Origin of the sequence: Arthrobacter sp. TB 26 (genome assembly GCF_000427315.1) — a bacterium.
Classification (GTDB): domain Bacteria; phylum Actinomycetota; class Actinomycetes; order Actinomycetales; family Micrococcaceae; genus Arthrobacter.
This window is the reverse complement of sequence record NZ_AUPJ01000248.1, coordinates 1-9,234: the sequence shown is the minus strand read 5'-3', so window position 1 is coordinate 9,234 and position 9,234 is coordinate 1. Positions and strand designations below refer to the sequence as shown.

8 protein-coding genes are annotated in these 9,234 nt (G+C 68.1%); 4 read left to right on the top strand and 4 right to left on the bottom strand.

All coding sequences use genetic code 11. From position 1 onward, the window contains the following. The 3 genes from K789_RS0109075 to K789_RS0109065 all read right to left on the bottom strand — a co-directional run. Positions 1–1,243: ATP-dependent helicase (locus K789_RS0109075; protein ID WP_024366486.1), on the bottom strand; the 1,243-nt coding region annotated here is incomplete at its 3' end. Beyond that, complete coding sequence (locus K789_RS0109070; RefSeq protein WP_024366485.1) at positions 1,240–4,581, bottom strand: ATP-dependent helicase; 3,342 nt, start codon at positions 4,579–4,581, stop codon at positions 1,240–1,242. The genes K789_RS0109075 and K789_RS0109070, both read right to left, overlap by 4 nt. After that, positions 4,578–4,994: an MGMT family protein gene (locus K789_RS0109065; protein ID WP_024366484.1), complete on the bottom strand. Its 417-nt coding sequence runs from the start codon at positions 4,992–4,994 to the stop codon at positions 4,578–4,580. The genes K789_RS0109070 and K789_RS0109065 overlap by 4 nt, the downstream gene beginning before the upstream one ends. A 62-nt stretch (positions 4,995–5,056) precedes the next feature. On the opposite strand from K789_RS0109065, the gene K789_RS0109060 reads away from it, so the two are divergent. The 4 genes from K789_RS0109060 to K789_RS0109045 all read left to right on the top strand — a co-directional run bounded on the left by K789_RS0109060 (position 5,057) and on the right by K789_RS0109045 (position 8,578). Continuing rightward, positions 5,057–5,767 (top strand): 3'-5' exonuclease, encoded by a 711-nt coding sequence (locus tag K789_RS0109060; protein WP_024366483.1) that lies wholly within the window; start codon positions 5,057–5,059, stop codon positions 5,765–5,767. Positions 5,768–6,140: 373 nt separating this feature from the next. Further along, positions 6,141–7,076, top strand: coding sequence for an ABC transporter substrate-binding protein (locus K789_RS0109055; protein ID WP_024366482.1), 936 nt, complete (start codon positions 6,141–6,143; stop codon positions 7,074–7,076). 3 nt (positions 7,077–7,079) lie between these two features. After that, the gene (locus tag K789_RS0109050) at positions 7,080–7,844 is read left to right on the top strand and encodes an amino acid ABC transporter permease (RefSeq protein ID WP_024366481.1); all 765 of its coding nucleotides are present in this window, start codon (positions 7,080–7,082) and stop codon (positions 7,842–7,844) included. Further along, positions 7,841–8,578 carry an amino acid ABC transporter ATP-binding protein gene (locus K789_RS0109045; RefSeq protein WP_024366480.1) on the top strand — a complete coding sequence of 246 codons (738 nt, stop codon included), beginning with the start codon at positions 7,841–7,843 and terminating at the stop codon, positions 8,576–8,578. Before K789_RS0109050 ends, K789_RS0109045 begins: the two co-directional genes overlap by 4 nt. A 105-nt stretch (positions 8,579–8,683) precedes the next feature. Here K789_RS0109045 and K789_RS0109040 read toward each other — a convergent pair. Continuing rightward, positions 8,684–9,234: aminotransferase class III-fold pyridoxal phosphate-dependent enzyme (locus K789_RS0109040; RefSeq protein ID WP_024366479.1), on the bottom strand; the 551-nt coding region annotated here is incomplete at its 5' end.

Here is a 9,234-nt window from a genome sequence, read left to right as displayed (position 1 = left end):
TGTGCGCCGCGGCCTTGCTCAGCGGCGCCGAAATGACGTTGGCGGCAGAGAGGATGTTCCGGCCGTTGCGCCACGCTGTGGTGAGGTACGACGTCGGCGCGACGGCGAAGCGCGCAGTGCTCGCGGCGTCCGCAGTGCTGTCCGCAGCGGCGGCAGTGCTGTCGTCGCTCCCGAGCCGCACCGGGAATTCGCGGACGAAGTGGAAGAGCTGGCCCGCGGAGGCGCCGCGGAAGCCATAGATGGACTGATTGGGATCCCCTACCGCCGTGACCGCGTGGCCGTCGCCGAACAGCCGGGAGAAGAGGACGAGCTGGGCATGTGAGGTGTCCTGGAATTCGTCGAGCAGCACCACTTTGTAGCGCTGGCGTTCGGTTTCCGCGGCGACCGGGATCTCGTTGGCGACGCGGGCGGCGAGGGCCACGAGGTCGCCGAAGTCGAGGGCACCGCGGGCGCGCTTGGCGTCCGTGTAGCGTCCCACCATCTCGGCGACGCTGGCCCGTGTGCGCAGCAGGCCGCTGAGTTCGCCCACGGCCTGGCTGGGATTCTTCTTGGCGGTGGCCAGGTAAGGCAGCGCCTCGAACTCGGCCACCCGGTCCAGCAGCCAGCGGCGGACCCCGGCCGGGTCCTGGAGATGCTCAGCGCACTCCCCGGCGAGCTGGATAACGGCCTTGACCAGGGTGGATTTGGCGGACCGGAAGTGTTCGTAGTCGCCGTCGAAGGCTTCCACGACCTCGCTGGCGAGCTGGAAGGACTGGGCGCCGCCGAGCAGCACGACGTCGCGTTCGACGCCGAGCCGGAGACCGTAGTCGGACACGATGCCGCTGGCGTAGGAGTGGTAGGTGGAGACCTTGGGTTCGAGCGCGTCGGTGCTGAGCAGCCCGGCGGGGAACACCTGGTTCTGCGTGTCGGCCGCGGCGATGCGCTGCAGCGCGGACAGCTTGGCCCGGATGCGGGTGGCCAGCTCCCCGGCGGCCTTGCGGGTGAAGGTCACACCGAGGACTTCCTCCGGCCGGACCCAGCCGTTGGCGACCAGCCAGACCACGCGGTCGGCCATGGTGGCGGTCTTGCCCGAGCCGGCGCCGGCAATGACGAGCCGGGGTGACAGCGGCGAGGAAATGATGTGCGACTGTTCGGCGGTGGGGCTGTTCTTCTCCCCCAGCATGGCGGAGAGTTCCTCGGGCGTAAACCGCGCAGCGGGAAGGGCCGCGGGAAGGGCGACGGGAAGCGTTGTGTCGGTGATCATTCGGTAACCTGCTTTCCCCGCAGGCACAGCGGGCAGACTTCGGGAAGGCGGCAGCCGTGGCCGCCGTGGCCGCCCTTCAAAGGATCGTGCCGGGCCTCAAAGGTGTTGCCGGACATGACCCGGGCGGCATCGCCGACCATGTCCAGTGCCCAGTTCGCGGCGGGATCCAGCGGCGTCTGCGCCTGGATGCCCGGGCTCTTGGTAGTGGTGCCGAGCTGGGCCAGGACGGCCCCGCCGGGCAGCGGCGGCNNNGGGCCGTCGTCTGGACCGGCGAAGCCTCCGGCCAAGACGGCCGCCTGATAGGCGCCGAGTTGCGGATGCCGCTCGAGGTCGGCTTTGCCGGGCTGCCGCTTGCCGGTCTTGAGATCCACAACGACCAGCCGGCCCTCGGCGTCGATCTCGAGCCGGTCGACCTGGCCGCGCAGCACGGCCGGACGGGCCGGCCAGGGTTCACCGTCGGTGCCAGCCTCAGCGCCAGCGCTCCCGGCAGGGGTCACAACGTCCGGGAGTTTGACTTCGAAGTCCACCTCAACGCCGGCCAGGGACCGCCCTTCACTGCGCATCACCAGCACGTACTGGGCGAGCTTCCGGACCATGGTTTCGGCGCGCTGGAAGTCGAGCTTGCCCTCCCAGTTGTCCTTCATTCCGAGCGCGGGCCAGCGCCGGAGAAGTTCCGCCACGTATTCGCTGCCGGAAGCATCGGGGAGGTCCTGCGCGATGGCATGGACGAGGGTTCCCAGGCTGCGCGCGAAGTCGGTGGCGGCCTCCCCGCCGGCGGCCTGGACGAACCAGTCCAGCGGCGATTTCTGCACGGTCTCCACCTTCGACGGCGAGACATAAACGGTGCCGCCCGGCGGAACGACGGGTTCGTCCGTGGACAGCGGGGCAAGGCCCCACCAGCTCGCGGGGTGCGCGCCGGGCACGCGGGGCTCCGCCGCAGCCAGTGCGCCCAGGACGGCGCTGGCTTCCATGGCTTCGGGGATTCCGGCGTCGAGCTGGGCGTACTGGCGCAGTTCGGCGACGAGCGCGCGCAGGGTGAGCGGGCGCTCCACCGGGGTGAAGCCGCGCCGGTCCTGGTCCGGGCCCAGCGGCGCCACGTAATCCAGGAACGACGACGGCTGTTCGTCCTCGGAGGACACGGCGGTGCAGATCAGTAATTCTTTCGCCCGGGACACTGCGGTGGAGAAGCTGCGGAGCTCGTCATAGCGGATCTCGCGCAGCCTGCTGAGTGGATCCAGCTGCAGGGCGTATTCCACGCCGTGTTCGACGGCGTCCGCGAACAGCGTGCTGCCGAGCAGTTCGCCACGGAGCCGCGTATTGGGCCACACGCCTTCCTGCAGGCCGGGGACGATGACGACGGGCCATTCCCGGCCGGCTGCGCTGGCCGGCGTCATGAGTTCCACGGCATCCTCCAGCTGGGCCCGCGCGGCAAGGGTGTCCATCGGGAGTTCCTGGCTGAGCAGGTACTCGAGGAACTGCTCCGGCCCGGAACCGGGCAGCTGGTCCACGAAGCGTTCGGCGGTGTGGAAGAGGGCCATCATGGCGTCGAGGTCCCGGTCCGCCCGGGCCCCGGCAGATCCCCCGGCCAGCGCCGCTTCGGCCCAGCGCGAGGCGAGGCCGGTAGAGTTCCAGAGCGCCCACAGCACCGTTTCGGCGTTGCCGCCGGGTGCCTGGGCAGCGTCCCTGCCGGCCTGGATCATCCGGGAAATCCGGCGCGCGGACCGTCCTTCGATGCCGAGGGTGGCAAGCGCGCCCGGTTCCAGCAGAGCCTCGACGAGGAGCACGTCGCTGGTGCGGCCGCCGCCGCCGAGGAGCTCCTCCCGGCGCAGGGACTGGCGCAGGCGCCGCAGCTCGATCGCGGTGGATCCGCCGATCCGCGAGGTCAGCAGTGCCACCGCTGCCTCGGGGCCCAGCACAGCCGGATCCAGGGCCACCGCATAGGCATCCAGCAGCGGCCGGACGGCGACCTCGTCACGGACAGCAGATTCAGCCACCGGGATCCGGACCGGGATGCCCTGGCCGGCGAGGTAGCGCTGCAGCTGGCTCAGCTGGCCGCCGTTGCGCACGATCACGGCGATGTCACCGAGTTCGCGGCCGTCATTGAGCTGGGCTTCGAGGATCCGCTGGGCCACGTAGCGCAGTTCGTGCACCGGCGACGGCAGCAGGTGCGCTTCGACAGCCCCGCCGGAAGATTCCGGGGCTGGAGCCCGGGCCGGATCGTGAGCCTGGGCCGGGGCATGGGCCTGGGGCTGTTCGAGGCGGCGCGCTGACTGCCCGCCGGCGCGGCTGGAGATCCGTCCGGCGACGGAGAGCCAGGCGTCCGCGACCGCCGGGGCATGGCGGTGCGCGGTCCGGAGCGGCCGTTCAAGGACCGCGCCTCCGGCGGGGGCCAGCAACCGGGAAAGCTCGGCCACGAGGTCCGGGCGGGCGCCGCGGAAGCCCTGCACCACGGTGTCCGGTGACGAGGTGACAAAAGCCTCCTTGCCCGCCGCGATGTCCGCGAGCAGTTCGAACACGGCCGGATTGGCTTCCTGCATGTCGTCCACGAGGATCAGTTGGAGCCTGTCGCGTTCGGCGGCGAGGAAGTCCGGCTCGTCCTGGAAGATCTGGCGGGCTGCGGTGATGATGCCGGCCGGGTCGAAGGATTCCGGCATGCGCAGGTCCAACACGTCGCGGTACTCCGCGTAGAGTGCGGCCGCTGCAACCCAGTCCGGGCGGTGGCAGCGCCGGGCGAGGACTACAACGTCCTCCGCGGTCCGGCCGGATTCGATGATCCGGTCAAAGAGCTGGCGGACTTCCTGCCGGAAGCCGCGGGTCTGCAGGGCAGCGCCCAGGTCCTCCGGCCAGGGCAGCTCAAGTCCGGGCTCCGCGTGGCCTTCGAGCAGTTCCTTGATGATCAGGTCCTGTTCCGGGCCGGATAGCAGTTTCGGCGGGCGCGGCAGCGGCAGGATCCCTTCCGCCTTGGCACGCCGGATCAGGTCGAAGGCGTACGACGCCCAGGTGCGGGCCGGCGTCGTACTCAAACTGCGGTCCAGCCGGGCGGTGAAGCGGTCCCGAAGCGAATCTGCGGCGAGCCGTCCGGGGGCGAGGATGAGCATCCGTTCCGGATCGAGTCGGTCCCGCTGCGCGCGCCGGACGGCGGCTTCGACGAGCACGGTCGATTTGCCGGTCCCCGGCGCTCCGGGGATAAGGACCGGGCCTGAGCCGTGCGGGACGTCGACGGCGGCGAGCTGGTCCGCCGTCAGCACGGGGACCGCGTTGTGCAGCGTCCGGGGCGGGAGCAAGCGAAGTGTTGATGTGGGCGGGCGGGACTCGGGGTTCTTGCTGGGAATGCTCACACAGTCATTTCATCATCAGGGGCAGACAGTTTCCGCAAGGTGCGTTCCAGTCGCTCGGCAACCGCGTCGATCAGGTCGAACTCGCCATCGCTCGGTGCCCAGCGGGCGGCCATTAGATCCACCCGCCAGCGCCCCTCGCCGGTGCGAAGGTATTCCGCGTAACTTCCCCGCAACGGGGTCCCTTCCAGGACGTACAGGGCAAGGGCCTCTCGTTCGTGTCCCGGTGGTGCGTCGCCACTGGCCTTCAGGACCCGCCACCAGGGCACCGCGCTGCCGTGGTGGCTCATGACGGAACCGACCTGCCGGGCGCCGCCGGAACCGAGGAGTTCGGCGACGTCGCCGTAGGCCACTGCGGCGCCCGCCGGGATCAGTGCCACCACGTCCAGCACCGCCTCCACGTACTCCATCCTCATGACACAAGCCTAGCCGCCGGAGGTGGCGCAGTTCTGTCGGTGGCAGCAGGTAGCGTTGAAGCATGAGCACTTGGAACACCCTCCCCCGCGCAGCCTTCGACCTTGAAACCACCGGGCGGAACTCGCGCGCCGCGCGGATTGTCACGGCGTCCATCACCGTGGTGGACTCCGACGGCGGAATCGTCAAGGAGCACGAATGGCTCGCCGATCCGGGGGTCGAAATCCCGACGGAGGCCAGCGACATCCATGGCGTCACCACTGAGCGGGCCCGCAGCGAGGGCCGCCCTGCCGCGGAAGTGACGCGCGAGGTCGCCGCAGTGCTCCAGGAGCTCTTCGACACCGGGGTGCCGGTCATTGCCTTCAACGCCAGCTACGACTTCACGGTGCTCGCCGCCGAATCGGCCCGCTACGGCGTGCCGCAACTGAGCCGCTTCCCCGTGCTGGATCCGTACATCATGAACAAGCAGGTGGACCGGTACCGCAAGGGCAAGCGCACCCTCACCGCCCTTTGCGAGGAATACGGAGTGAACCTGGACAACGCCCACACCTCGGCAGCCGATGCCCTCGCCACCCTGCGCATGCTCGACGCCATGGCGGGGAAGTTCCCCAAGCTTCGGATGCCGGCGAGCCACCTGCACCAGCTACAGATCGAGTGGGCCTCCGCCCAGGCCTCGGATTTCCAGACCTACCTGCGCAAAACCAAGCCCGCCGCCGTGATTGAGGGCGACTGGCCGGTGCTGCCGCCCGAGGACGCCAGCCGCGGCGACTTCTAGGCACCCAGGACTTCTTAAAACGAAACTTTAGGCAGCGCGACGCCGGTAACTAGACCTCCGGGACCCGCAATTCCAGCGATTGCGACGGAACTCACACCGCAAGGGCCGCCCCGCGGTGGCACCTGCCCCAGCCATTCGTTCCGTTGCACCCGGCCTGCATTGCTCAGATACCGGGGGTGTGCGTTGCTCGCGTGAAACAAATTCGGCGCCAGCAATCCGGACGGTGCACTAATTCGATTTGAATCGGCTGCCGGGTCAAGTGACACAATTATATTTTGCGGCTTGCCTGCCCCCTGGGGCGCCCAAGCCCTGCGCCGGGGCACGATGTTTCTCCCCCCGCGACCCACTAACTTCCGACGAAAGTGATTGCGTGATGAAATCCAAAGCCATGAAGTGGCTGACTACTGTTCCTGTGGCGATCGCCGTAGCCGTCTCCCTGGCGGCCTGCGGCGGCGGATCAGCGCAATCGTCCGCGTCCCCGACCGATGCCCTGGCCGGCAGCGACCAGACCTCACTGGACAAGTACACGACCAAGGACGTCACCCCCCTGGACAAGATCGACAAGTCCAAGCTTGGCCTGCTGAGCGAGGGAACCATCACCGTCGGAACCCTCTCGGACGCCCCGCCGAACATTTTCATCGACCCGTCGGGCAAGTTCACCGGCTACGACAATGAGCTCCTGCGCGCCATCGCGGAAAAGCTTGGCCTCAAGGTCGAGTTCAAAGCGACCGGCTTCGCTTCCCTGCTCTCCCAGGTCCAGAACAAGCAGTTCGACCTGGGCTCTTCCTCGATCTCCACCACGGACGCCCGCCGCAAGACCGTGGGATTCACCAACGGCTACGACTTCGGCTACATGGCGGTTGTCGCCAAGAAGGACGACAAGATCAAGGGATTCAAGGACCTGACCAAGGACACCCGCATCGCGGTCGTCCAGGGCACCGTGCAGGACGACTACGTCACCAATACGTTGCAGATCGAGCCTGTCCGCTTTGAGGACTACAACACGGCCTACGCGAACCTGAAGAATGGGCAGGTCGACGCCTGGGTCGCTCCGTCCCAGCAGGCCACCGGCCAGGTCAAGGAAGGCGACGGCACGGTCATCGCCGAGTCGGTCGTCAACACCCAGAACTTCACCGCCTACGCCGTCAACAAGGAAAACCAGCCGCTCATCGACGCGCTGAACTCCGGCCTCGACGCCGTGATTGCCGACGGCACCTGGTCCAAGCTGACCAAGGAGTGGTACCCGGACCGCGAAACCCCGGCCACGTGGTCCCCGGGTTCCAAGGCTGTCACCGTCCCGAAGTCCTAGTCCATGGATGCACTCGATCAACTCGCAAAGACCTTCTTTGACTGGGAGGCGATGGCAGCTGTCATCCCGAACATGCTCACGGTCGGCCTGCCCAATACGCTGATCCTTGCGGTCTCCTCGGGCGTGCTCGGGTGCATCCTGGGCATGATCCTGGCCGTGATGGGCACGTCCCGCAGCACCGCGCTCCGGTTGCTGTCCAGGATCTACACGGACATTTTCCGCGGCGTGCCCGCGATCGTCGTCATCCTGCTGATCGGGATCGGGCTCGGGCCCGTTATCCGGCAGCTGACCGGTTCCACGAACCCGTTCCCGCTCGGCATCCTGGCGCTGACGCTCATGGCGTCGGCGTACATCGGGGAGATCTTCCGGTCAGGCATCCAGAGCGTGGAAAAGGGACAGCTCGAGGCGTCCAGGGCGCTGGGGTTCAGCTACAACTCCTCCATGCGCCTTGTGGTGATCCCACAGGGCATCCGCCGGGTGCTCCCGGCCCTGGTGAACCAGTTCATCTCGCTGATCAAGGACTCGTCCCTGATCTATCTGCTGGGCCTTCTCGCCAGCCAGCGGGAGATCTTCCGTATCGGCAACGACGCTGCGGCCAACACGGGAAACCTCTCGCCGCTGATCGCTGCCGCTGCAATGTACCTCGTGCTGACGGTACCCCTCACGCATCTGGTCAACTACATCGACAACCGACTGCGCACCGGCCGGCCGGAGAAGAAGCAGCCGGACGACGCCGCAGCCCTGATCGGGAAGGGAGCACAGCCATGAGCGACTTCGCGTCCGGCTCGTTGACCGGCAAGAACCTGCACCTGTCCTTCGGCTCCAACCATGTCCTGCGCGGCATTGACCTGCACGTCGAGAAGGGCACCACCGCCTCGGTGATCGGCCCCTCCGGATCCGGCAAGTCCACACTCCTGCGGGTGATGAACCGCCTGATCGAGCCGGACCAGGGCGACATCCTGCTGGATGGGCGGTCAGTCCTCAAGGACAACCCGGATGAACTGCGCCAGCGCATCGGCATGGTGTTCCAGCAGTTCAACCTGTTCCCGCACAAGACCGTGGTGGACAACGTTTCCCTCGCGTTGCGCAAGCTGCGCAAACTCCCGGACGAGCAGGCCCGGGCCGAAGCCCTTGAGCAGCTGGACCTGGTCGGGCTCAAGCACAAGGCGGACGCCCGTCCGGCCAACCTGTCCGGCGGGCAGCAGCAGCGCGTGGCAATCGCACGGGCGCTGGCCATGAAGCCGGAAGTGATGTTCTTTGACGAGGCCACCTCGGCCCTCGACCCGGAGCTCGTCAAGGGTGTGCTGGCGCTGATGGCCGACCTCGCCAAGGGCGGCATGACCATGGTGGTCGTGACGCACGAGATGGGGTTCTCCCGCAACGTCTCGGACACCGTCACGTTCATGGACGCCGGCGTCGTTGTGGAGTCCGGTCCGCCGGAACAGCTCTTCACGGATCCACGCACGGAACGGCTCCAGGGCTTCCTTTCGGACGTCCTGTAGTTAGCAGGTCAGCAGCTTAACGACTTTGGGCACCCGCCNGGCGGGTGCCCAAAGTCGTTAACAACGACGCCGGAACGGGCCGCCCTAGTGTTGCGGCGTCCGGCGCTAGGCCGTCGCGGCAGCCGCGGCCTTGGCGGCGGCGGGCAGGGCGTCGAAGATCCGGTTCATCGCGGCGTCGTCGTGCGCGGCGGAGAGGAACCAGGCCTCGAAGACCGACGGCGGCAGGTAGACGCCGGAGTCCAGCATGGAGTGGAAGAACGGCGCATAGCGGAAGACGTCCTGGCCCTGGGCGTCGTCGTAGTTGTGCACGCCGCGGGCGGAGGTGCCGAACGCCACCGAGAACAGGTTCCCGGCCCGCTGGATGGAGTGGTCCACGCCTGCGGACTCGAGGGCCGCGGACAGGGCCGCGGAGAGCTCCAGTGAGCGGGCGTCCACGAAGGAGTAGACCTCGGGAGTGGCGTGGGTCAGCGTCGCGACGCCGGCGGCCATCGCCACCGGGTTGCCGGACAGCGTGCCGGCCTGGTAGACCGGGCCCAGCGGCGCGAGGTAGTCCATGACGTCCGCGCGGCCGGCGAGGGCCGCCGTCGGCATTCCGCCGCCGATGACCTTGCCGAACGTCAGCAGGTCCGGGGTCCAGGGCTGGGCGGCGCCGGCCG

What these genes read in the sequence shown, in the direction of transcription:
- K789_RS0109065 (WP_024366484.1), bottom strand. Translation starts at nt 4,994, where the DNA reads ATGAGGATGGAGTACGTGGAGGCGGTGCTGGACGTGGTGGCACTGATC.
- K789_RS0109060 (WP_024366483.1), top strand. Translation starts at nt 5,057, where the DNA reads ATGAGCACTTGGAACACCCTCCCCCGCGCAGCCTTCGACCTTGAAACC.
- K789_RS0109055 (WP_024366482.1), top strand. Translation starts at nt 6,141, where the DNA reads ATGAAATCCAAAGCCATGAAGTGGCTGACTACTGTTCCTGTGGCGATC.
- K789_RS0109050 (WP_024366481.1), top strand. Translation starts at nt 7,080, where the DNA reads ATGGATGCACTCGATCAACTCGCAAAGACCTTCTTTGACTGGGAGGCG.
- K789_RS0109045 (WP_024366480.1), top strand. Translation starts at nt 7,841, where the DNA reads ATGAGCGACTTCGCGTCCGGCTCGTTGACCGGCAAGAACCTGCACCTG.